Below are 21,694 nucleotides of genomic sequence, written 5' to 3' on the forward strand. Positions count from 1 at the left end.
TGTTGAAGTGAGCAATGACCTTGGTGCCGAGCTACAGCAGTATTCCAGCTTTCACAGGGTTCGCTCGGCTTTTACCAGGGTACCTGATTGTCGTGGTCCCACGAACCTGACCTAGCTCTCAGAGAAGTGGCGTTCGATCGGCCGCAGATCACCCTGCGCTCGCCACCAGCTCACCGCTTCCGCCAGCGTTCCGAGGTTATCCGGTACCCAGTCTGTACCGGTGAACAACTCACCCTCTGCGTAGTGTGCGGCGAGCACCTCAGCAAGGGCGGGATCATGCCCGGCGCGCTCGATCCCCACGGCGTTCACCCCGGCCAGGCGTGGGGGCGTCCCATAGACCTTCGCGAACGGCGGCACGTCGCGGGTCACGGGAGTGCCCATGCCCACCATCGCGCCGTGCGCGATCACGCGGCGCTGGTGCACCACAGCGTTCATTCCGATGTTGACGCGATCACCGATCACGCAGTGGCCGCCGATCGACACGCCCGCGGAAACCGTGGTGTCTGCCCCGAGCAGGACATCGTGTGCCAGGTACGCGCGGTTCAGGACCCAGCTGCGCGGGCCGACGGTGGTCTCTCGGTAGGTGCCCTGGTGGATCACGGCTCCTTCCCGGATCACGGCACCGGCCCCAATGCGGACGCCCGCGTGGTCCAGATCGCCGGCCCAGGCCGCGTTCTGGCGCAGGCTCGACATTTCCGGTGGCGCGCCGATCTGGGCACCCGGTCCGATCCACGCCCCGGCCTCGATCACGCAGGGACCCAGAATCACCGCGCCGGGGCCGATCGTCACATCCGCGCCAAGTGTGACGCCTTCGCCGATAAACGCGTGCGAACTGATCGATGCGGGCATGCTGCTCCTCTGTACGGGGTCTGACTCGATGCTAGCGCGCTCACGCGGAAATGCCGGGGAGCGGAGTTACTCCGCGCACCCCGTGATCCGGTAGAGCGCGGCGTCGCCCTCGCGGTCCACTTCGGTGAGGAGTGGCGAGCGGTCGAGATGCTTGAGCTGATCGAACTGCGGCCACACCTTCGCCGCGTTCTCGAACACGTAGTCCGTGCCAAAGTCGAGCACGTATTCGACGCCGAGTTCCGCGGAGGCGGCGCACGCGGCCGCCGGATCCGAGGTCAGCTTCGTCACGAGTGTGTAGGCCCGGGGGTCATACGTGCCGTTGGTATGCGGGAACAGGACGGGGCGATCCGCGATGGCGTAGCCCAGCGAGCCGCCGTTCAGCGGACTGTTCGCGATGGTCTCGCCCTCCGGTACGTCCTCCCCGAGTCGCTCGAGGAGCGTTCGCTCGTCATCGTCGAGCAGGATCGCGTCGTGCGTGTCGTAGCCATCGCGCAGCGACTGCATGGCCGAGAACGTTCCGGCCTGTCCAGCGGCGAGGAGGAACAGCACTGCGAAGGTCGTGAGCATGCGATGCGCGAGCCGCGGACGGGCGGAGCCCATGCTCGCGAAGCGGCGCAGTCCCGGGCGGAGCATCGCCCACGCGGCAGACGCGCCGAGCACGGCGAGCGGGAGCGCACCGAACGGCACGAGGGAGGCGAGGCGCCGGGGGTCGTTGTACCAGGGGCCAACGATCGCGGTGCGCCAGTCGTTGGAGGGGAAGCCGTCAGACACCCAGTAGAGGAAGGCGAGCGCCGCCGCGGAGCCCAGGAGCCAGCGCACAGTGCGTGAGCGCCACGCGAGCAGCGCGCCGAGCAGGACGATGAGTGCCACGGTCCAGGCGTGCCCGGCGAGGTGCGGCGTCCCGCCGATCAGTTGGAGCGCGGCGCTGCGCGGCCCGTAGAACCCCTGCCAGGCGTTGTCGTAGGTCTGTCCCAGGATCCATGCGGCCGGGATCGCGGCCGCGAGAACGAGGAGACCGAGCACCGCGCCGACCCGCCGCAGTGCGAGGGGCGTCGGCGGCAGCGCCCGGGCACCGTCGGGCCCGGGAACCGTGCCGCCCCGGAGGCCCCGCCACACAACGAACAGCACGGGGATCGCGCCCCAGGCCAGCACCGCGTGGATGATGTTGGGGTGCGCGAGCGCCGCAGCGCCGAGCGCGCCGACGAAGAGCAGCCACCGGGTCCCGCGAGCGAGCGGGATCGCGCGACGTGCGGGCCCAAGGTTCAACAGTTGCAGGCCCGCGACGAGCAGGTAGGGCAGCAGCGCGAGCGCGAAGAGGTTCGGGTAGATCACGCCGTAGCCGGCGAGGAACAGCGGGAAGTTAGGGAACGCGGCCGCGAGTGCGCCGGAGATCACCATCACCCGGGTGCTCGGGCCGGCGATCGCGCGGCCCAGCGCCACCGCGCCAACCGGCCAGATCACCGCAGAGGTGACAAACAGCGCGGCGTTGGTGGCGAGCGGCACCGACGCGCCACTCAACTGCACAATCAGCGCAACGAAACCGTGCCACAGCGCCGGGTAGAACCCGGGTGTTCCGGGGGTGGTGAGTTCCATCGTGAACGGCGACGCGGATCCGGAATCGAGGATGTAGCGCACCGTGTTGAGGTGGAAGTTCGCGTCGAACGTTTGCGAGATCGCCCCGGGCGTGCGGAGCCCCGCGGCGAGCGAGATCGCGATGACGGCGCCACCGATTGCGGCCGCGGCCAGGCCGAGCCAGAGTTCGCCGCGCTGAGTCCGGCCTGCCCGGGGGCCGGCTGGTGCGCCGATCCAGCGCCGGAGCAGCCGGAGCACCACGGCAAGGAGCAGCGCGAGCGCGAGCGCCGGGAGCAGCGACCAGCGCACCCCCGCGATCGAGGCGACCACGCTGCTGACGGCGATCACGGCGAACGCCGCGGGCACGGCGACAAGCGGGACCGCCATGCCGCGGAGGCGAAGTGCCCAGGCGGAAGGTACGCCCAGCGCCACGATGATCAGGAGCCCCGCGAGCACGGGGGCGGCAAAGGCGATCCAGGCCATCACGGTGCGGGGGTCTCCTCGGCGCTCGGGCGGTGCGGGTCGTCGTGCGCCTCGGTGATCCGGGCCTCCATGAGGGCGACCGCACGCGCGAGCTCCGAGACGCGGGCGTCACTGCGCGCCTTCGCGCGCACCGTCGCCGTCGCGAAGATCAGCATAGCCACGATGAACAGATACAGCAGGAGGTCGGTGCCGCGCCCGATCCCAAAAAAGTTCGCCACTGTGGTGAGCGCGCCAGGGAAGAGGATCGCCACGACCGCGGCGATCACAAACAGGATCGCGAAGATCCGCTTCAGAGCGAGCGAGCGTTCGCCGGGCAGGAACCGGACCGCGAGTGTCGCGGCCACGATCACCGCGGCGATGAGCAGGAACTGAAAGAGCGTCATATTTTGGGGATCCCTACCGGATGATCAGGTCCACGAGGATGTTCACGGAGTTCAGCAGGGACTGGCCCTTTGCCTTCGAGTACTCCGAGTAGATCACCTCTACGGGGTGTTCCGCGTACGGCAGGCCGGTGCGGCCCAGCTGCACCACGATCTCCGTTCCGTGGGCCATGCGGTCCTGGCGGAGCTTGATCTGCCGGAGCGCATCCGCACGGATGACCCGCAGGCCGTTGTGCGCATCGGTGAGCTTGGTCCGGGTCGTGACGTTGGTCACCGCCACCGCGGTCTTGAGCACGACCTTCTTCAGGAAACCCGGGTTGGTTCGGTCGTCGAGAAAGCGGGAGCCGAACACGATCGCGAGGTCCTCCGCGCGGGCCCGGCGCAGCATGGCCGCGGCGTCCTCGACCCGGTGCTGGCCGTCTGCGTCGAAGGTGACCACGAACTCGGCACCGCGCTCGAGCGCGTATTCGAAGCCGGTCTGGAGTGCCGCACCCTGCCCCAAGTTGATGGGGTGCGTGACGACGCGGGCACCCGCCTGGCGTGCGATCTCCCCGGAACCGTCCCGCGAACCGTCGTCGATACAGACGATGTGGGGGAACTGAGCCAGGAGGTCGCGGATCACTCCGGCGATCACGGTCGCCTCGTTATAGAGCGGGATCACGACCCAGGTGTCGGCAGCGGAGACGGCTGCTGCCGCGGATTCGGAGGTCATACAGGTATTCTGACAGATGAATGTTGGGCATACCCGTGCCCACGGAAGGTGTTCCCGTATGTCAGCAGAGTTCATTCCCCCGGCCAAGCCGATCATCGGCGACGACGAGCGCGCGGCGGTCGACCGCGTGCTGCGCTCCGGCATGATCGCGCAGGGCCCCGAGGTCGCCGCGTTCGAGTCCGAGTTCGCTGAACACTTCGTGAACGGGCGCGCCACGGTCGCAGTGAACTCGGGGACGAGCGGCCAGCACCTCGGGCTGCTGGCCGCCGGCGTCGGGGCGGGCGACGAGGTCATCGTCCCGTCCTTCACCTTCGCCGCGACGGGGAACTCGGTCGCGCTGACCGGGGCGACGCCGGTGTTCGCGGATATCGATCCGCAGACGTTCACGCTCGACCCGGCCTCGGTCCGCGCGGCGATCACCTCGAAGACCAAGGGCATCATGCCGGTGCACCTGTACGGGCACCCGTACCTGGTCGACCAGATCAACGCCATCGCCGAGGAACACGGCCTCGCGATCTACGAGGACGCCGCGCAGGCACACGGGGCCTCCTGGAACGGCCGCCCCGTGGGTACCCTGGGCGACTTCGCGATGTTCAGCCTCTACCCGACGAAGAACATGACCTCGGGCGAGGGTGGCATGGTGACCTGCGCCACGGAGGACATCGCGCGCAACGTGCGCCTGCTCCGCAACCAGGGCATGGAGACCCAGTACGCGAACGAGGTCATCGGCTACAACGCGCGCATGACGGACGTGCACGCCGCGATCGGTCGCGTGCAGCTCACCAAGGTTGACGCGTGGACCGCGCAGCGCCAGGCCAACGCGGCAGCGCTGACGGCGGGGCTCGCGGGTGTCGCCGGCGTCACCACCCCGTTTGTCGCACCGGAGGCCGTTCACGTGTACCACCAGTACACGATCCGCGTGGACGCGGCGGAACGCGATCGCCTGCGCGACGCGCTGAAGGCCGAGCACAATGTGGGATCCGGCGTCTACTACCCGATCCCGAACCACCGGCTGCCCTCGCTCGCGCCCTTTGCTCCGGGCCTCGAGCTGCCCGAGACCGAGAAGGCCGCGTCCGAGGTGCTCTCGCTTCCCGTGCACCCGTCGCTGAGCGCGGGGGATCTGGACCGCATTATCGCCGGCGTCACCGCCGTGCTGCGGGCGGGAGCGTAGGCTCGGGCACCGCCCGAGAGCGCGGGGCCTCACGGCACTATGAAAGAAATCTGGTCAGTTCTCCGACAGCTCCTGCCGCTCCTCCCGAAGGGGGCGCAGCGCTACTTCGTGGGATACATGGTCGCGACCAGCCTCATCACCTCGCTGGATGCGATCGGGATGGCGCTGCTCGCAATCGTGATCGGCCCCGCGCTCACCGGCAGCTCGATCACGTTGCCCGTGATCGGTACGGTGCCGCCGGAATCGGCACCCTTGTTTGTGCTCATCGCGTTGCTGCTCATGATCCTGAAGTCCGTGCTCAACGTGATGCTGCAGTGGTTTGCTACGCGGCGCTTTGCGAAGTACGAGCTGGAGATCGGTGATCGGCTGTTCAGGGCCTACATCAACTCCAGCTGGGAAGAACGCGCGAAGCGCTCGGTCGCCGAGATTACGCGAATCGCCGATGCCGGGATCGCGAACACGATGGCGGGCTTCGTGCTGCCGATTATGCGGCTTCCGAGCTCCTTCTTCACCTTTGTGCTCGTGCTCGGAGTGCTGGTCGTCGCTGATCCACTGACCTCGGCGATTGCGTTCGTGTACCTGTCCCTGGTCATGCTGCTCGTGCACTTTGTCGTGACGAAACGGGCGCTCGAGGCGGGCCAGGTCAATCTGTACTACGGGTACCGGGTTGCGAACCTCATGACGGAAATGATCGATGCGCTCAAGGAGCTGAGCCTGCGGAATCGGCTCGGTGAGGTGGCCGAACTGGTGACCGCGAACCGACGGCACAGCGTGCGCGCCCGCGCCAACGGGGCGTTCCTGGGGATCCTGCCTGGCTTCGCCTACGAAGCGGCACTGTTCGGGGGAGTGATCCTCATTGGTGGCGTCGCGGTCTGGCAGGGCGGAATGGCGGCGGGGCTCAGCTCGGTAGCCCTGTTTGCCATGACGGGAATCCGTTTGATCCCCGCGCTCACGGGATTGCAGGGTGGGATCGTGCAAGCCACAGCGAGCACGCCTGGCGCACAGGACGTCGTCGGCGACATGATCGCGGCAGAGCGCGACATGAAGACCTCGCAGGCACCGGCGGATACCGCGGAGCTGGCCGAGCAGCCTGTCCAACTCAGTCTGCGGGACGTCCGCTTCCGCTACCCCACTGCCGAAGACGACGTGATTCGGGGGATGTCGCTGGAGATCCCCTTCGGGAGTTCCGTGGGAATCGTGGGCCCGTCGGGTGCGGGGAAGTCGACGCTCATTGACCTGCTGCTCGGCTTGAGCCAGCCGTCCGCGGGCGTGATCGAGATCGACGGCGAGCCGCTCCGCTCGGTCCTGCGGCAGTGGCGGGGGCGCGTGGGGTACGTGCCGCAGCGCGTTGCGCTCTTCGACGGGACAATCGCGCAGAATGTGGCCCTGACCTGGGGCGACGATCTGGATCCGGCGCGCGTTGAGCACGCGCTGCGCCGCGCGCAGCTGGGAACGCTGATTGACTCCCGTGCCGGCGGAATCCACGAGCGGATCGGCGAGCGCGGGGTGTCACTCTCCGGTGGACAGCAGCAGCGGCTCGGCATTGCCCGGGCGCTCTACACCGACCCGCTGGTATTGGTCCTCGACGAGTCGACGTCGTCACTCGACACGAAGACCGAAGACGAGGTGACCAAGTCGATCCGGAGCCTGCAGGGCGAGGTGACGCTGATCTCCGTCGCGCACCGGCTCTCCACCATCAAGGACTACGACCGGGTGTGCTACCTCGATGACGGCGTCATTGTGGCGCAGGGAACGTTCGCTGAGGTGGCGCGCGCGCATCCCGCGTTTGGCGAGCAGGTGGCCCTCGCGGGCCTGGCTTCGGTGCTGGGGCCCGCCGACCAGGCCCCGCCGAACGACGCGAGCTCAGCGAGCCGCTAGCGAGAAACCGCTGGTCCGGTCCTCACCGGATAGGATCAGCGGTTTCCGTTCATGATCCGGAAGCCGGCGAACAGGGTGCGGAAGGGCGCTTGCGCGGCGAGCACCCGGAACGGGTTGCGCGTGAGCAGCGTCGGGACCGACAAGTACGCGTGCCGCGCTTCGAGCCCACTCATGATGCTGTCCGGAGTGCTGTCGGCCGCGCGAAGGTGATCGAGGACGCGGCGGTCGGCGAGGGACAGGAGCGCCAGTGCGCCGGGTGCCAGCTGCTCAAAGCGGTCAAGCAGCGCCAGGATGTCGGAGCGATTCGTCGCCAGATCTTCGGGCGTCCGGATACGCGCCAGAATGGCGTCGAAGACGTGAATCCGGATCAGCTTCACCACGATGGCGACGCGGTCTCGCCGACGGGCATTCTGAAACCAGGGAAACTCCGAGATCTCGTCGAGGAACGCGAAGTCTTGCGCCAGCGGTCGAGGTGCTGAGGTGACTCGGTCACTCGCATCCGCGTTGATGATGTAGGCCGGGCCGTCCAGGTCGTATGCGATATTTCGCCCGGTAAACCACAGGGTCAGCGAATACGCCAGATCTTCGCCGGACGGCAAGCCCTCGGTGAGTCGGAGGTCGCCGAAACGCTCGCGGTCAATCAGGCCGAGTGGTGCGCTCCGATAGGCGAGTCGGTCGCGGCGGCCGTCCAACTGGCGCGTGCGGCGACCATTTCGGACGGGCGGGTAGGGGTCGGTGCGGCCATCCGCGAGTCGAATCTTCGCGATGATCGCCTCGGCCCCGGTCTCTTCCTGGAGCGCAAGCCAAGAGTCGATGGCTCCCGGTGCCAGCTCATCGTCCGAACCCATTACCGAAATGAATGGGGCTGTGGACTGGGCAAAGCCGTAGTTCATCGGTCCGGCGGGGGAGGGGATTCCGTCCTGCAGATCCAGCACCCGAAGTCGCGGGTCGGCGGCGTAGCTACCCAGATTTGCGCGGATGATCTCAGGATCAATATTGTGAGCGACCACGTTCACGCGTACCGGAGCGGCGGTGTGATCGAGGACAGAGGCCGCGGCGCGTGCGATGGGGCGGGAAGCGGAATGGACTGCGATCGTGACATCTACGCGGGGTACGAGCATGGGTCGATGATACCGTGCAGCGCATCATGAGCGGCGGGGCCCGAAGGCTCAGGTATCCTAGTTGCTGCCGAAGATCCCAGATTGGACCCACGTGACACGCTCCGTCTCAGCGACACTTGCCGAGCCCACACCACGACTCGACTCGCTGACCGGACTCCGGTGGTGGGCGGCGTTCCTCGTGTTCCTGTTCCACATGCGGGTGTTTGCGCCGCTCCCGGGGCCGATCACGAAGCTCTTCGATGAGGGGTACCTCGGCGTCACGTTCTTCTTTGTGCTGTCTGGCTTCGTGCTGACCTGGTCGATGCGACCGGGGGTGTCGACGTCCACCTTCTATTGGCGCCGCTTCGCTCGCATCTGGCCGGCCCACATCGTGGCGCTGCTCTTCGCGATTCCCGTCTTCTACACCCTCAGTACGATTCCCGAGGGGAGCTTCCTCAAGCCGTTCGACTTCGGGATCCTCATGCTGTCCGTGGTGCTCCTGCAAGGCTGGTGGGCAAATCCGGGCATCCTGTTCTCGGGGAACCCCGCCGCGTGGACGCTGACCGTGGAAGCGCTCTTCTACGCGCTGCACCCGTGGATCTCTCGAATCCTGACGCCGCTCGCACGCCGCGGGGCCCTGTGGCTCGCGTTCGGAGCGATTGCCTGGGCGTTCGCCTACCGCCTCGGCGTGGTGATCTGGCCCGAATCCTGGTTGGTGCAGGTACCTATGCCGATCACACGCGTGCCCGAGTTCCTGCTCGGGATGGCCCTCGCCTGGGCGATGCGCTTGGGATGGCGGCCCGCGCTGCACCCTGTGCTGGGCGTCGCGGCGCTTGGAGTGGTCGTTGCGGGGATTGTGCTCGCCCCGCTCTCCCCGTGGCTGGCGCGCTTCGCCGTGTTCGGAAACGAGTTCTTCACGGTTGCCGTGGGCCTCGCGATCGTCGCGTTGACGTCGTATTCCCTGAGCGGCCGCCGCTTCCTCTTTGAGACGCGCTGGCAGGTCAAGCTGGGCGAGTGGTCGTTTGCGTTCTATCTCGTGCACGCAACCGTGATCTATCTTGCGCTGCGGATCTTCGGTTATCAGGAGGCGAGCTGGCGCAACCTGGCGTGGTTCGCGGCAGTCCTGGTGGTCGACCTCGTGCTGGCCTGGGCGCTGCACGCCGGGGTCGAACGCCCGCTGGAACGGCGGATGCGCCGCTGGAAGGACGCGAAGGATCAGCGGCGGCACCGGGTGCCTGCCCCTCAGGACCGCCAGCGGATCGTCGGCTGACGCGGTGTTTCCCGCGGCGAGCTAGGCCTGTCGCGTGATCCAGTGATCTCGTAGCGCGGCGGCGCTCATCGCACCCGAGTGCACGGCTGCCACGTAGCCGGGCCCCGCGGCTGCGGCACGCCGAGCGGCTGCCGGATCTGCGATGAGGCCAGCCACCACATCGTGGAGCGTGTCCGGGGTGGCCTCAACGATGGGGAGTTCACGTCCGGTATCTCGAAGAATGCGCTCCCGCACGCTGGGGAGCACATGCCCCACGACGACCCGCCCAGACGCCATTGCTTCAGCCGCGGCAACCCCGTAGGAGCCGACCCGGAACTGGTCAAGCACGATATCCGCGCCGGCAAACACCGTGGGCATCTCCGAGGCCGGGGTGGCCGTGATGAGCTCGTAGTCGAGCGCACCCGCGGCGATCAGCGGTGCGAGCGCCGGCTCGATCCGGTCGCTGCCCTTCTGGAGTGGGTTGCTCGAGGCATGAATCACGCGGACCCGATCGCCCTCGAACGCGGGCCTCGTGGGGGCGAAGCGCGCGGTGTCCACGACGACCGGGCACCAGATCGCCCAGGGGAGATCCGCGGCAAGATCGGGTGTGGAAATAAAGGTGGGGCGACGAAGCCGCTCGAGGAGCGCCAGGTTCGCCTGGGCATCGCGGCGGAGCACCGGCGTCCGGGGGTCTTCCGCGAAGGGAGACCATTCGGTGAGGCTCATGTGCCGGTCCGGGTCGCGCACGTCGGTGCCGTGACCGAGGAACGCCACGGAGATTCCCGCGGCCTCGAGCGCGGCGACTTCCGCTTCGAGGTCGCGTCCCCACCGCTTTCCGAACATGGGGCGTTCGGCCTCGACCAGCACGTGCGTGAACTTGCTGACGGACGTCCACTCGGCCTCCGCCCAGTCCGCCGAGGCGTTCACGGCCGCAATGGGCACGAGCGTATCGGCTGGGAAGGCGTAGCCACCGGGGAGATCGATCGCCATATTGCGGGCACCGATGCTCGGGTCCGAGCGTTCCAGCGCCCGCGCCCAGAGGTAGCCCTGCCCGGCGTAGTTGGTGGGGGCGATATACACGCGGATATCCGTGTCCGGGACGGCGGTGTGCGGTGCCTCACCGCCCGAGCCCATGAGCCGTGCACTGAGCCGACCCACCAGGCCGTCCGGGTTTCGGGCGGCGGACTCCATGAGGCGCTGCGCCCACTGGGGGAGCTTCGACCGGTGCGCCACCGCCCACCCGGCGAGGCGAGAGAAGAACTCAGTCATACGGTGGTGCCTTTCTGGGGAGACCGCCCAGACCGGCCGGATCCTCCTCGGCGCCGGCCCGCGGAGCCGACCGCGGTGATGCGCGCGGCGACCCGCTCGGCAACGGCGCGCATCGAGTGGTGCGTCGCCGTCCATTCGGCGACCCGCTGCCGCTCGGCGGGGGAGAGCGGCGCGTCCGCGGCATGCCGCAGCGCGTGCGCGATGGCCTCGGCGGAGTACTCCGCGACGTGGCCCACGGGCACCGTCTGCGCGGCCTCGGTGAGAAACGGTGCCGTGGGGCCGGGCCCTGCGAAGATCACCGGGCATCCCGCGGCGAGGGACGAGTAGGCCTTCGACGTGAAGGCGTACTCGTAGCCACCTCCGGGCTTCAGGGTCGCGAGGCTCGCGACGGCGCGCGACAACTGCGGGCTGAGCTCCGCCGCGGGCACCGGATCGGCGAACTCCACGCGCGCGCCGACCCCGAGCGACTCGGCGCGGGCCCGCATCGCCTCCTGCTCCGTGCCGTTCCCGATGAACCGCAGCCGATAGCCGGGGTGCGTGTCGGAAAACTGGGCGAAGGCGTCGATGAGGATGTCGGCACCGTGCAGCCCGGTGTAGGTGCCCGCGTAAATGAACAGCCGCTCCGTGGGAACCTCGCGATACCCGAACACTGAGGTGTCGGCCCCGAACCCGGTGACGTCCACCGGCGTGGTGACCCCCAGATCGCGGACGCGATCGACCACGCCCTGCGAGATCGTGACGAGTTCCGCGGCCCCGCGCATCGCGAAGCGTTCGATCCACCGCAGCACGCGCACCACGAGACCGGAGTCGGTTGCCTGACCCGCGGCATCCGACCAGATATCGGCCGCGTCATAGACATAGGGGATCCGGCGCAGCGCGCAGATGACGCGGACCACGGCACCCGTGGTGGGCGGCGGCTCGACAAACACGGCTGCGGGGCGGCGGGCGAACAGGAGGCGAACCGCGAGCGGAATATCGAAGCTCATGTACTGCACGTAGCCGCGGACATACCCGTTCGCGTCCCGCAGCACCGGGAAGGTCGCGACGCGCTCCCCGCGCGAGGCCTCACCCTGCCCGGGCAGCGGCTTCGCGGTGAGAACCTCGACCTCGTGCCCGGCCGCCGTGAGGGCGTCCGAGACCGACCCGAGAAAAAACGATGCCGCGGACGGTTCGGGCCGGTAGATGCGAGTGGCGATGACAATACGCATGGTTACGCGTCCAGGAAGTGCCGCATCAAGACATCCCGGGAGAAGGCACCGCTGTGGAGGCGACGCACAAACTCCGGCCCCTGCGCGGCGATCTCCCGGTAGTGGTCACGCCGCTCGGCGATATCGCGCAGGCGAGCCTCAACGGTGTCCGGGGTGGTTTCCGGGATCGGAAGCGGCATCCCCGCCTCCTTCTCGACCGCATCCCGCACCTGCTGACTCACATGTGCGAGCACGATCCGGCCCGACGCCATCGTCTCGCAGGCGGCGACGCCGTAGTCTGCGGCGCGGAACTGATCCAGAACAACGTCGGCGTCCGCAAACACCGCCGGCATCTGATCATTCGGGACGCCGCGGAGCTCAACGTAGTCGATGAGTTCTTCGTCGTGCAGCCGCTGCACGGTGGGCGCGATCAGCGTGGTTCCCTTGGGAATCGGATTCGTGGGGGCGTGCACGACCTTGAGGCGATCACGCACGAGCAGCGGCTCGGAGTTGCGCCACTTCTCGGGATCGATGATCACCCCGAGGAAATGGGAGTTCGGGAGATCGAGGAGCAGCCCGGCAGTCGAGACAAACGTGGGGACGTCGAGATCAGCGATGAGCTTGAGGTTCTTCTCGACGACCTTTTCCACGAGTTCGGGAGCCACCCATTCGTCGTTGTGAAAGTACGACCACTCGTGCAGGTCAGCATGCCGCGACGGGAGACGCACGTCGGTCCCATGCCCCACGATTGCGAGCTTGAGCCCCGCATCCTGGAGCTCGGCGGCCTGCCGGTACATATCGCCCGAGTACCGGCCGCCGAGGATCGGGAAGCACGCCTCAATGAGGACATGCGTGTAGTGCTCGGAGAGCGTGGTGAGCATCGATTTCTGCCAGGCGCGGGAGTGCTCGGCGGTGCGCCAGGTCACGGTGTAGTCCGCCGCGTAGCCGAGCGGATTGTTTGCCTCGTGGACATAGTTCCGGGCGGATACCCGGCCGGTCTCCTCGACGGCACGCGACCAGCGAAACCCCTGCCCGGCATAGTTCACGGGCCCCACGAGGAGGCGGATGGGGCGTGACGGATCGGGGAGCGGGGGCGCCGGAGGAACAACACCCCGGAGTCGATCGACACCGGAGGCAATGGCATCCTGCGCTGGCTTCGGAGCGAGATTCCAGAGTCGTTCAGCTGCTGGGTGCACTGACGGGGTCCTTTCGGTCGTCGGAAGACGTGTCGGGTGCCTGGAGCCAATGCTCGCGGAGTGCGCGGGCTGACATGCGGCCGTCGTGGACTGCTCGGACAAAGTCGACACCGCGCGCGGAGTGCGCGGTCATGGACGGCAGCGCTGCGAGATCGCGGAGCACCTGTTCGAGGGTGTCGGGGGTGGCCTCGAGCACGGGAAGTTCGAGGCCGCTTGCCGCGAGCACCGCGTCTCGAACCTGTGCAGATACCTGCCCGATCGCGAGGCATCCGGCGGCCATGGCCTCGCACGCAGCGACCCCGTACGACCCGGCACGGAACTGATCCAGCATGACGTCCGCTGCGGCGAACACTCCGGGCATGTCCGCGGAGGGGACACCCTGGATCAGCGTGAACTCGATCAGCCCTTCAGCCTGCAATCGCTCGAGCACCGGCATCACCATCGCGGTGCCCTTGTAGGCTGCCACCGAGGGGGCATGGACCACCCGCAACGGCGAGCCGGCCGCGCGTTGGCCGCGAGCCGGGGCCGCCCAGCGTTCGGGGTCCACCACGACCGGGCACCAGCGCGCGTGCGGCAGGTCGACCAAAAGGTCAGGCGTCGAGACGAACGCGGGTCGACCGCTGTCAGTGACGAGCGCGATGTTGCGCGCTGCGAGTTGTTCGGCCCGGGGAAGGTAGACGGCCTCGTCGGAGTAGTACGAGAGCGGATTTCCCGCGATGTGCCGGGACGGGAGGCGCGCGTCGGTGCCGTGCGCGAGGTACGCGACACTCACCCCCTGATCCTCGAGGGCTGCGGCCTGCGCCGTCACCGAGCGGCCCATGAGCCTCCCGAACGGGGGTTCCTCGGCCTCGATGAGGACGTGAGTCGCGCTCGCCGCAGCGGCGAACTGCCGCTGCTGCCAGTCCGGGTCGTTGTGGTACGTGCCGACCGGAACGACGAGGTCCGCGTCGAAGGCAAAGCCTCCCGGCACCTCGATCGCCATGTTCCGGGCGGAGATCTGAGGATCCGCCGATTCAAGCGCGCGAGCCCAGGCGGTGCCCTGACCCGAATAGTTCACGGGGGCGATGAGGACGCGGGTGGCAGCGGCCCCGAACTCGGTCGCGGGGATCGTGCCGTGCGGGGCAGGCGCCCCGAGCCGCCGCGCGGCGATCCGGCCGAGCGGGCTCATCGGGGCGTCGGCGAGCCGGTCGATCCCGCGGTTCACCCACGCGGGCAGGCGATTGCGGTTCACAGGGTGCGGGTTCCCGCGCGGTTCGGTGCTGCCATGCGTGCAATCTTAGCGCGGGGTGCCTGCGCGGCCCGGGTGTGCGCGTGGGGTGACGTCTCCCGTAGCATGGGGCACATTGTGTTCTCTTGTCAGACCCATTGCCGGCACGCGCTGGCCGCGACTTGAACGGCAGACCAGCATGACCTCTTCCGCTACTGAAACGTACGACTACTCGCTGAAGTCCTACTCGGACACGCTGCGCGCCTATCGCGACGCCGGGTACGCGGTGACGGGATTCCAGGAGTATCTCGCAGCACCGCAGACGCAGCACCTGGTGCTGCGCCACGACATCGATAACACCATCGAGCAGGCAATGCGGGTGGCGCGCGTCGACGCCGAAGCTGGCTGCACCTCGACGTTCTTCCTCCGGGTGCACGCCCGCGGCTACAACCTCATGAGCCTGCAGTCGCTGCAGTTCATCCAGGAGATGGAGGGGCTCGGACACGAGGTCCAGTTGCACCTGGAAGGCGGGCTCTCGGACTGGCTCGGCGGCGACAACTGGGAGTGGGCCGAGCGCCAGCGCGCAGTATTCGAGGCCGCGGTCGGTCGGCCCCTCGGCGGCTTCAGCTCGCACGAGCCCGCGCGCATGGGCGGCATGGAATTTGCGAATGCGCTGCGCGAGAAGTGGAGCGACACCGTTGCGTACCACGCCTACGAGGAACGCTTCATGATGCCGCACATGAAGTACCTGAGCGACTCGAGCGGCCGCTGGCGCGAGGGCCACTTCGGCATGTGGGTCGGCAAGGAGCCCCTGATGCAGGTGCTCACGCACCCGTTCTGGTGGTTCGAGAAGGTCCCGGCCGAAAACTACTAGTCACGGTCTTCCCGAGCTGAGGGCCGAGGCGTCCACCCGCGCGCACTCAGTCTGCTTGGTTCGCGCAGAACGGCCGTGAAGCTGGTGCCCGGGGTACAGGGCGTTGGGTCCGAGGCTTGGATCGTGCCGCGTCCTCAGCGCTGCGGCGTTGCGCAGGGGCAGCGTACTGCAGCATTGCGCGGGGGCACCGTACTGCGGCGTCGCGCGGCGACCCCTGTGCCGGGTGGACACGCATACCGCGGAGATTCACGGGCCGGGTGCCGGATCCGGCTCGAAATCTCCTGCGCGTTCGTGAATCTCCGAGTCGTTGGTGAATGGGTGCGCCCGACCTCACCCCGTGGCACGGGTACTCGCCGGATCCGCGGAGCCTGGGTGCGGGAAACGCTCGCGAAACACCCCTCACCCGATTCACCCCCGACACCCATTCGCGGACCTCGGACGCCGCCCGATGGCGCAGCCCATCCGCGCGTGAGACACCCGCATCGTGCGAGGCACCCGGAACGGTGCGAGACGCCCGAGGGCGCTCACGAGACGCCCGGGGCGGGCGTTCGCTACTTCTTGTTGTCGCCCAGGCGCTTCGCCGGGTTGCCGACGCGCACCTCGTTCTCGGGGATCGACTTCAGCGCCACGGCCCCGATCCCGAGCAGAGAGTCCTTGCCGAGCGTGAGGCCCTGGATCACGGAAGCGTTCGGCCCGATCCAGACGTCGTCTTCGATCACCACACTGCCGGAGATTTCGGCGCACGCCGTGATGATCACGTTGCGCCCGATCCGGCAGTTGTGCGCCACGTGGACGTGGTCGTCGATCTTCGTGTAGTCGCCGACCACGGTCGGCGCGATCGTGCCCGAGCAGACCGTGGTGAAGTTGCCGACCTCGCTGTGCGCGCCGAGCCGCACCGAACCGATGTGGGGCACGTGGAAGTTGTTCCCGTTGGCGTCCTTCTCGATCCCGAAACCCTCTTCGCCCACCACGGCCTGGCTCTTCACGAGCGCGTGCGGGCCGACGACGACGTTGCGGCCGATCACGACGTGATCGCGGATCTCCGCGTGCGCCTCGACCATCGCCCCTTCCCGGATCACGGTGAACTCGCCGATGTGCGCGGTCTCGTGCACGATCGCGGTCTCGTGCACGATCGCGGTTGCGGCGATGCCGGGGGCAACGCGGGGGGCGAAGTGCCGGGCCACGGTCTGGCCAAATGCGGCGCGGGGGTTCTCCACGGGGATGATCGCCCCGCGCCCCGGGGCCGGCAGCTCCACGCCGGTCGGCGCGAACACGACCGCGCCGACCTCAAGTGCCGCGGTCAGCCCGGCGGCGTAGCGCTCGACGTCGCCCACGAAGGTGAGCGTGTCGGCATTCGCGTCGAGCAGGGGGGCGGGAACCGAGATGCGGAGGTCTGCGCCGAGCAGTTCCGCGGTGAACTCGTCGGCCAGGGTGCGTGCGGTGAGGTCCGTCATGCCCACCACCCTAGCCTCGCGCAGTGGGGGATAAGCAAGCACCCCGTACACTGGGACAGGTTTGTCTCGAAGCCCCGGGACCAAATCGCTCGCGACGTTGGAGGAGAATCATGGCCAATCCGAATATCGTGCTCTTCGGTGCCGGAACGATGGGGCGCAACCACGCCCGGATCATTTCGTCCTCCTCACGCGCCAATCTGGTCGGCATCGTTGACCCGTTCGAGCAGAACGGCCGCGCCGCCACGGACCTCTACGGGGGCGAATGGTACCCCGAGGCCGAGGCCGCGCTGAAGCACGCCGACGCCGTGGTGGTTGCCGCTTCCACCGAGTACCACTACGACATCGCGCGCCAGGTGCTCGACGCGGGCCTGCCTGTACTGATCGAGAAGCCGATCTGCCCGTCGCTGGAGCAGACCGAGGAGATCCTCGCGACGGCCGAGCAGCGCGGTGTTCCCGTGCAGTGCGGTTTCCTGGAACGCTATAACGCTGGCGTGATCGCCGCGCAGTCGCTGATCGAGGAGCCCGTCTACGTGCGCGCCGAGCGGCACTCGCCGTACTGGGCCCGTATCAAGACCGGTGTGGCGTGGGACATGCTCGTGCACGACGCCGACCTCGTGTCGCGGCTTTTCGGTTCGGCCTCGCCGACCTCGGTGAGCGCCGAGCTGGGCTTCTTCCATCCCGAGTCCGTGGAGGGCGCGGAAGACGTGATCGACATGACGCTGCGTTTCCCCGGGAACGGGATCGCCTCGGCCTCGGCCAGCAGGGTCGGGCAGCGCAAGGTGCGCAAGCTCACCATCCAGTCGCTGAACTCCATGGTCGAGGTGGACCTGCTGCTGCGCAGCGTGACGAAGTACCGGCACGCGAACATCGAGAGCACCGACGGTCGCGCAGGGTTCAAGCAGATGACCGAGATGGAGGTGCCCGAGGTCTCCGGCCTCGAGCCGCTCGCCGCGCAGTTCGAGCACTTCGTCGACCTCGTGGGGGGTCGGGTCGACCAGGATGAGGAACGCCGCAGCATCCTCCCCGCGCACCGCATCATCGCCGCCGCCCTCGCCGCAAAGGCGTAACCCGCCGGAGCGAACGCCGGATCAGCCCGCGGCCACCGCGTAGCGGGTGAACTCGCGGGTGGCGGGTGGCAGATCCGGCGCAGCTTCGGTGCCCAGCTCCGTCACGAGGAACGATTCGAGCGCGTCCGCACCGCCGAGGCGGAAGCCGAAGGCGTAGTCGGCGTCGGGGCTGAACGGCCCCATCGACTCCGGCGCAGCTTCGGCGCAGCCCGCCGTCGCATTCGTGGCGACAGATCCCACGCGGAGCAGTCCCGGGGCGGACGCCGCAGGGATGGCCGGAGCCGTGCCGACCGGCTGCGGCACTCGGTCGACCGGCATCGGGCCGAGCTCCCAGGTGCCGCGGGATTCCGTGCAGTCCGTGGTCGCCGTCCAGGTGCCGTCCGCGGCGAACGTGACGAACGTGGAGGCGTCGGGCCCGCCCGGTCCGATCCAGCGACCGGTGAGCGTGATCGCCTGATCGTCGACCCGCGTGAACCGGGCTGCGTCGCCGGCGGCGTCGGTGAGCACCAGGAGGTCCTCGGCGGCCTCCGCATCCCGCACCGTCACGAGCGCCGTGATCGTGACGTCGTTGCTGCACCCGATTTCGGTCATCGCGCCGCCGGAGGCGTCGAACTCGCCGTCCGGCCCGATCCGCCACCAGCCATCACCCTGATTGCAGCCGTCGGAGGCGAACCACAGTCCGTGCTCCGAGAACTCCAGGAATGCCGAGGGGTTCGTCGGGCTTTCCGAGACCCAGCGGCCGACGAGCTCGCGCCCCGGAACCCGCTCGCCCTCGTCCTCGCGTTCTGGTGCGGTCGATGGTGGCGCTGGGACGACTGGCCCAGATTTCGCCGGTGACATCTGCGTTGTGTGTGCAGCGCCGGGACCCGTGAGCGGGAGCGAGTACGCATATGCGGTGAGCACACCGGCAAACGCGAGCAGGCCGGCACCGAGCATCCCGACGACGTGACGCATCGTGGACATGAGTGGCCTCCCCGATGAGCGCTGGTCCATGTGGACCTGCTTGGGGTCTCAGCCTAGGGCGTGAGTCGTTCTTCGACCAGGTCCAGCAGCTCCGCGACGCGGAGGTTGTCTCGGCGGAGCTCATCGAGTTCCGCCTCCAGCTGCGAAATGCGCTGCCGTTCGTGCTGCAGCTCTGCCGTGAGACGACGGACCCGGCCGCCGGGCAGACGGCGTCGGAGTGCGCCGGCGATGCGGCCGGGGGTGCTGACGTGCTCGGTCATGGTGCGCTCCTTTGGGAGAAGTCGGGTGCAAGACCCCGCGTGGCCGGGGAATCGGCGAGGGTGACGGTAACTCCGGTGGGACGGCGGCCCGGGACCGTGCCGGTGGCGCGCGCGAGCGTGGTGAAAGCGAGCGAGAGCCCGAACCGTGCCGCCTCGCGCTCCAGTGCGTGTTGCTCGAGGTGCCAGCCGCTTGGATCCTCGAACCGAACGTCCGCGGCGTGATGCGCGTGGAAGGTGAAGCGTGCGCTACCTCCGCTGCGCACAGCCATTCGGATGAGGCGCCAGGCGTGCTCGCGCCCGTGATCGCCGATCTGCTCAAGCACGTGGTTTGCGACCACGTCGAATGCCCCGGCGAAGCCCGCCTCCTGAGGCACACTGAGCGAGGTGAGTCGGTACAGGTTCGCGTGCCGGAACGAGACGCGGTCCGCTGAATCAGGGAAAGCGGTTCCTCGCGATTCCGCCCGGGCGAGCGCGCGATCGCAGTAGTCGAGTCCAAGGACTCGACGCGTGGGCTCGCGGGCTGCGAGCGCGTGTGACAGCGCGCCATCGCCGCACCCGAGATCGATCACTTGGCGAGCGTGCAGCTCGTGTTGCTGGTCGAGGATCCATGCTGCGCCGAGGTCCCAGGCGCGGCCCGCGGGCTCGGGTCGCTCTGGATCTGCGAAGTGCTCGTCCCAATACTCGCGGTGCAGGTTGAACGCCCCGAACCAGTTATCGAAACGGCGGCGGGTCTCCGGCGGCGTCTCGAGGACGTAGCCGGGAATGGGGGTGCGCCAGTTCGCGTCGTAGTTGATGGTGAGCCAGTGCGCCGGGTCCGCAGGGGCGGGAAACATCGTGCCGTCGATGTCCACGGCCCGAAACGGGAGAATCTGGTTCTCGCGCATGTTCCCACGCACGTGGAATGGCTGGTTGATCTTGCCGTCCGCGGTGAAAAATGCGGAAAAGACATCGATGTAGTGCACGATCTCGCCGGACGCATCGCGGAAGAGGAGCTGGAGGTGCGTGGCGCTGTGACGGCGGATTTCGTGCCCGGCTGCCGTGAGTTGTGCCCCCACGCGAAATCCCTCGCGGGCCACGTCGACCGGGCTTGTATATTCGGACAAGTACGCGATATCCGCGTCGTCGTCGTGGGGGAGCAGCGCCCCGCTGCGGACCGCTCCGAGGAGCGTGCCACCGACAATGAACGGGCGGAGGCCGAGGGTGGTGAGCTCCGACACGATGCTCGCGGCACGGTCGATGATCCTCCGTTGGGCGGCGGCACCCATGGTTTCGAGGGCGGTGCCGAGCCGTCCCCACTTATTGACGACCAGCGGGGTGCCTGAAGCGTCGACCACGCTCACACGCGTCGGTGCATCGCTAAACTCGACCTCCACTGAGCCGAGCTCAGAGCCCGTCGCGGAATCGTGAACGCTGAGCCGCGTGCTGCCGACGAGATACGGCAGCAGTGCCGCCGGCCACGGAAAACGCAGGGCATCGCTGGGGCGGGACCGCACGTCGATCGACCACACGCGCTGGCCGTCGAATCGGAGGTCGATTGATACCGTGCCCGGCGGCAAGGAAGGGAGCGCGAGTGCGCTCGGCGTGACGAATGGCTGCATGGTGAAGGGGTCCGTACGGATGGAGACAGTCTAACGGCCTATGCTTATCCTCATGGATCTTCTCGTTGTTGGATCAGGTTTCTTCGGGCTCACGATTGCCGAGCGCGCCGCGAGCGCCGGCAAGAAGGTGGTCGTGATCGACCGCCGCTCGCACATCGGCGGCAACGCCTACTCCGAGGCGGACCCGGAGACCGGGATCGAGGTGCACCGCTATGGCGCGCACCTGTTCCACACCTCGAACGAGACGGTGTGGGAGTACGTGAACCGCTTCACGAGCTTCACGAACTACGTTCACAAGGTGTACTCGAACTTCGAGGGCGAGGTCTACCCGCTGCCGATCAACCTCGGCACGATCAACCAGTTCTTCCGTTCCGCGCACGGCCCGGACGCGGCGCGTGCCCTGATCGCGGAGCAGGCTGCCGAGTTCGACACGAAGTCCGCGCAGAACCTCGAGGAGAAGGGGATCTCGCTGATCGGCCGCCCGCTCTACGAGGCGTTCATCCGCGACTACACCTCGAAGCAGTGGCAGACGCCGACGACGGAGCTGCCCGCCGAGGTGATCAGCCGGCTCCCCGTGCGCTACACCTACGACAACCGCTACTTCAACGACACCCACGAGGGGCTGCCGACCGAGGGCTACACCGCGTGGCTCGAGAAGATGGCGGATCACCCGAACATCGAGGTGCGCCTCGACACGGACTTCTTCGACGAGTCGCAGCCGCTGAACAAGCGCGCCATGGTGGGCACCGTTCCCGTCGTCTACACCGGGCCGGTGGACCGCTACTTCGACTACGCCGAGGGGGAGCTCGGCTGGCGCACGCTCGACTTCGAGCAGGAAGTGCTGCCGACGGGCGATTTCCAGGGCACCAGCGTGATGAACTACGCCGGATCCGACGTGCCGTACACGCGCATCCACGAGTTCCGCCACTTCCACCCGGAGCGCGACTACCCGAACGACAAGACCGTGATCATGCGCGAGTTCTCCCGCTTCGCGTCGCGTGACGATGAGCCGTACTACCCGGTGAATACGCCGGAGGATCGCGAGCGACTGCTGAAATACCGCGAGCTCACGAACGGTGAAGACCGCGTCCTCTTCGGTGGCCGCCTCGGGACCTACCAGTACCTGGACATGCACATGGCCATTGGCTCGGCGCTGTCGATGTACACCAACAAGCTGCAGGAGCTGCTCTAACCGCGCGCCGCTCTGCTCGCACACGCCCGCCGG

19 protein-coding genes are annotated in these 21,694 nt (G+C 68.0%); 6 read left to right on the forward strand and 13 right to left on the reverse strand.

The window, feature by feature from the left end; genetic code table 11:
- Window positions 1–111: 111 nt before the first annotated feature.
- The 4 genes from D3230_RS10965 to D3230_RS10980 all read right to left on the reverse strand — a co-directional run bounded on the left by D3230_RS10965 (window position 112) and on the right by D3230_RS10980 (window position 3,996).
- The gene (locus D3230_RS10965; protein ID WP_202345071.1) at window positions 112–849 is read right to left on the reverse strand and encodes an acyl-ACP--UDP-N-acetylglucosamine O-acyltransferase family protein; all 738 of its coding nucleotides are present in this window, start codon (window positions 847–849) and stop codon (window positions 112–114) included.
- Between the two features lie 66 nt (window positions 850–915).
- Complete coding sequence (locus D3230_RS10970; RefSeq protein ID WP_202345072.1) at window positions 916–2,904, reverse strand: DUF6541 family protein; 1,989 nt, start codon at window positions 2,902–2,904, stop codon at window positions 916–918.
- A complete protein-coding gene (locus tag D3230_RS10975; protein WP_202345073.1) occupies window positions 2,904–3,287 on the reverse strand; it encodes a DUF2304 domain-containing protein in 384 nt (127 codons plus the stop codon). Before D3230_RS10975 ends, D3230_RS10970 begins: the two co-directional genes overlap by 1 nt.
- A gap of 13 nt (window positions 3,288–3,300) precedes the next feature.
- Window positions 3,301–3,996, reverse strand: a complete 696-nt coding sequence (locus tag D3230_RS10980; RefSeq protein ID WP_202345074.1) for a glycosyltransferase family 2 protein — start codon at window positions 3,994–3,996, stop codon at window positions 3,301–3,303.
- Between the two features lie 58 nt (window positions 3,997–4,054).
- Here D3230_RS10980 and D3230_RS10985 point away from each other — a divergent pair, with 58 nt between their 5' ends.
- Together D3230_RS10985 and D3230_RS10990 are read left to right on the forward strand one after the other, a co-directional pair.
- Window positions 4,055–5,167 (forward strand): DegT/DnrJ/EryC1/StrS family aminotransferase, encoded by a 1,113-nt coding sequence (locus D3230_RS10985; RefSeq protein WP_202345075.1) that lies wholly within the window; start codon window positions 4,055–4,057, stop codon window positions 5,165–5,167.
- Window positions 5,168–5,206: 39 nt separating this feature from the next.
- The gene (locus tag D3230_RS10990) at window positions 5,207–7,045 is read left to right on the forward strand and encodes an ABC transporter ATP-binding protein (RefSeq protein WP_202345076.1); all 1,839 of its coding nucleotides are present in this window, start codon (window positions 5,207–5,209) and stop codon (window positions 7,043–7,045) included.
- 35 nt (window positions 7,046–7,080) lie between these two features.
- Here the strand turns inward: D3230_RS10990 and D3230_RS10995 are convergent, their stop codons facing one another.
- Complete coding sequence (locus tag D3230_RS10995; RefSeq protein ID WP_202345077.1) at window positions 7,081–8,166, reverse strand: glycosyltransferase family A protein; 1,086 nt, start codon at window positions 8,164–8,166, stop codon at window positions 7,081–7,083.
- Between the two features lie 91 nt (window positions 8,167–8,257).
- On the opposite strand from D3230_RS10995, the gene D3230_RS11000 reads away from it, so the two are divergent.
- Window positions 8,258–9,415 carry an acyltransferase family protein gene (locus D3230_RS11000; RefSeq protein ID WP_202345078.1) on the forward strand — a complete coding sequence of 386 codons (1,158 nt, stop codon included), beginning with the start codon at window positions 8,258–8,260 and terminating at the stop codon, window positions 9,413–9,415.
- A 21-nt stretch (window positions 9,416–9,436) separates the two neighbouring features.
- Here D3230_RS11000 and D3230_RS11005 read toward each other — a convergent pair whose 3' ends face one another.
- From D3230_RS11005 to D3230_RS11020, 4 genes are read right to left on the reverse strand one after another with little or no spacing between them, the layout of a single operon-like run.
- The gene (locus D3230_RS11005; protein ID WP_202345079.1) at window positions 9,437–10,663 is read right to left on the reverse strand and encodes a glycosyltransferase; all 1,227 of its coding nucleotides are present in this window, start codon (window positions 10,661–10,663) and stop codon (window positions 9,437–9,439) included.
- Window positions 10,660–11,871, reverse strand: a complete 1,212-nt coding sequence (locus tag D3230_RS11010) for a glycosyltransferase (protein WP_202345080.1) — start codon at window positions 11,869–11,871, stop codon at window positions 10,660–10,662. Before D3230_RS11010 ends, D3230_RS11005 begins: the two co-directional genes overlap by 4 nt.
- A gap of 2 nt (window positions 11,872–11,873) precedes the next feature.
- On the reverse strand, window positions 11,874–13,046 hold the full coding sequence (locus tag D3230_RS11015) for a glycosyltransferase (protein ID WP_202345081.1): 1,173 nt from the start codon (window positions 13,044–13,046) through the stop codon (window positions 11,874–11,876).
- Window positions 13,030–14,277: a glycosyltransferase gene (locus D3230_RS11020; protein WP_202345082.1), complete on the reverse strand. Its 1,248-nt coding sequence runs from the start codon at window positions 14,275–14,277 to the stop codon at window positions 13,030–13,032. The genes D3230_RS11015 and D3230_RS11020 overlap by 17 nt, the downstream gene beginning before the upstream one ends.
- A gap of 175 nt (window positions 14,278–14,452) precedes the next feature.
- Here D3230_RS11020 and D3230_RS11025 point away from each other — a divergent pair, with 175 nt between their 5' ends.
- A complete protein-coding gene (locus D3230_RS11025) occupies window positions 14,453–15,127 on the forward strand; it encodes a GCN5 family acetyltransferase (RefSeq protein ID WP_202345083.1) in 675 nt (224 codons plus the stop codon).
- Between the two features lie 551 nt (window positions 15,128–15,678).
- Here D3230_RS11025 and D3230_RS11030 read toward each other — a convergent pair.
- A complete protein-coding gene (locus D3230_RS11030) occupies window positions 15,679–16,581 on the reverse strand; it encodes a transferase (RefSeq protein WP_202345084.1) in 903 nt (300 codons plus the stop codon).
- Between the two features lie 110 nt (window positions 16,582–16,691).
- Between D3230_RS11030 and D3230_RS11035 the strand changes: the two genes are divergently transcribed.
- The gene (locus D3230_RS11035; RefSeq protein WP_202345085.1) at window positions 16,692–17,648 is read left to right on the forward strand and encodes a Gfo/Idh/MocA family protein; all 957 of its coding nucleotides are present in this window, start codon (window positions 16,692–16,694) and stop codon (window positions 17,646–17,648) included.
- A 21-nt stretch (window positions 17,649–17,669) separates the two neighbouring features.
- Here the strand turns inward: D3230_RS11035 and D3230_RS11040 are convergent, their stop codons facing one another.
- Genes D3230_RS11040 through D3230_RS11050 form a run of 3 tightly spaced genes read right to left on the reverse strand, consistent with a single transcriptional unit; the run spans window position 17,670 to window position 20,469 of the window.
- A complete protein-coding gene (locus D3230_RS11040; protein ID WP_202345086.1) occupies window positions 17,670–18,611 on the reverse strand; it encodes an META domain-containing protein in 942 nt (313 codons plus the stop codon).
- A gap of 53 nt (window positions 18,612–18,664) precedes the next feature.
- Window positions 18,665–18,871: a DUF6752 domain-containing protein gene (locus D3230_RS11045; RefSeq protein WP_202345087.1), complete on the reverse strand. Its 207-nt coding sequence runs from the start codon at window positions 18,869–18,871 to the stop codon at window positions 18,665–18,667.
- Window positions 18,868–20,469 carry a class I SAM-dependent methyltransferase gene (locus D3230_RS11050; RefSeq protein ID WP_202345088.1) on the reverse strand — a complete coding sequence of 534 codons (1,602 nt, stop codon included), beginning with the start codon at window positions 20,467–20,469 and terminating at the stop codon, window positions 18,868–18,870. The genes D3230_RS11045 and D3230_RS11050 overlap by 4 nt, the downstream gene beginning before the upstream one ends.
- 52 nt (window positions 20,470–20,521) lie before the next feature.
- On the opposite strand from D3230_RS11050, the gene glf reads away from it, so the two are divergent.
- Complete coding sequence (gene glf, locus D3230_RS11055) at window positions 20,522–21,661, forward strand: UDP-galactopyranose mutase (protein WP_202345089.1); 1,140 nt, start codon at window positions 20,522–20,524, stop codon at window positions 21,659–21,661.
- Window positions 21,662–21,694: the final 33 nt, after the last annotated feature.

Source organism: Leucobacter chromiireducens subsp. solipictus, from assembly GCF_016758195.1.
Taxonomy (GTDB): domain Bacteria; phylum Actinomycetota; class Actinomycetes; order Actinomycetales; family Microbacteriaceae; genus Leucobacter; species Leucobacter solipictus.

Excerpts from the sequence above, each read along its gene's own strand:
- D3230_RS10965 (WP_202345071.1), bottom strand. The coding sequence starts at position 849 with ATGCCCGCATCGATCAGTTCGCACGCGTTTATCGGCGAAGGCGTCACA.
- D3230_RS10970 (WP_202345072.1), bottom strand. The coding sequence starts at position 2,904 with ATGGCCTGGATCGCCTTTGCCGCCCCCGTGCTCGCGGGGCTCCTGATC.
- D3230_RS10975 (WP_202345073.1), bottom strand. The coding sequence starts at position 3,287 with ATGACGCTCTTTCAGTTCCTGCTCATCGCCGCGGTGATCGTGGCCGCG.
- D3230_RS10980 (WP_202345074.1), bottom strand. The coding sequence starts at position 3,996 with ATGACCTCCGAATCCGCGGCAGCAGCCGTCTCCGCTGCCGACACCTGG.
- D3230_RS10985 (WP_202345075.1), top strand. The coding sequence starts at position 4,055 with ATGTCAGCAGAGTTCATTCCCCCGGCCAAGCCGATCATCGGCGACGAC.
- D3230_RS10990 (WP_202345076.1), top strand. The coding sequence starts at position 5,207 with ATGAAAGAAATCTGGTCAGTTCTCCGACAGCTCCTGCCGCTCCTCCCG.
- D3230_RS10995 (WP_202345077.1), bottom strand. The coding sequence starts at position 8,166 with ATGCTCGTACCCCGCGTAGATGTCACGATCGCAGTCCATTCCGCTTCC.
- D3230_RS11005 (WP_202345079.1), bottom strand. The coding sequence starts at position 10,663 with ATGACTGAGTTCTTCTCTCGCCTCGCCGGGTGGGCGGTGGCGCACCGG.
- D3230_RS11010 (WP_202345080.1), bottom strand. The coding sequence starts at position 11,871 with ATGCGTATTGTCATCGCCACTCGCATCTACCGGCCCGAACCGTCCGCG.
- D3230_RS11025 (WP_202345083.1), top strand. The coding sequence starts at position 14,453 with ATGACCTCTTCCGCTACTGAAACGTACGACTACTCGCTGAAGTCCTAC.
- D3230_RS11030 (WP_202345084.1), bottom strand. The coding sequence starts at position 16,581 with ATGACGGACCTCACCGCACGCACCCTGGCCGACGAGTTCACCGCGGAA.
- D3230_RS11035 (WP_202345085.1), top strand. The coding sequence starts at position 16,692 with ATGGCCAATCCGAATATCGTGCTCTTCGGTGCCGGAACGATGGGGCGC.
- D3230_RS11040 (WP_202345086.1), bottom strand. The coding sequence starts at position 18,611 with ATGTCCACGATGCGTCACGTCGTCGGGATGCTCGGTGCCGGCCTGCTC.
- D3230_RS11045 (WP_202345087.1), bottom strand. The coding sequence starts at position 18,871 with ATGACCGAGCACGTCAGCACCCCCGGCCGCATCGCCGGCGCACTCCGA.
- D3230_RS11050 (WP_202345088.1), bottom strand. The coding sequence starts at position 20,469 with ATGCAGCCATTCGTCACGCCGAGCGCACTCGCGCTCCCTTCCTTGCCG.
- glf (WP_202345089.1), top strand. The coding sequence starts at position 20,522 with ATGGATCTTCTCGTTGTTGGATCAGGTTTCTTCGGGCTCACGATTGCC.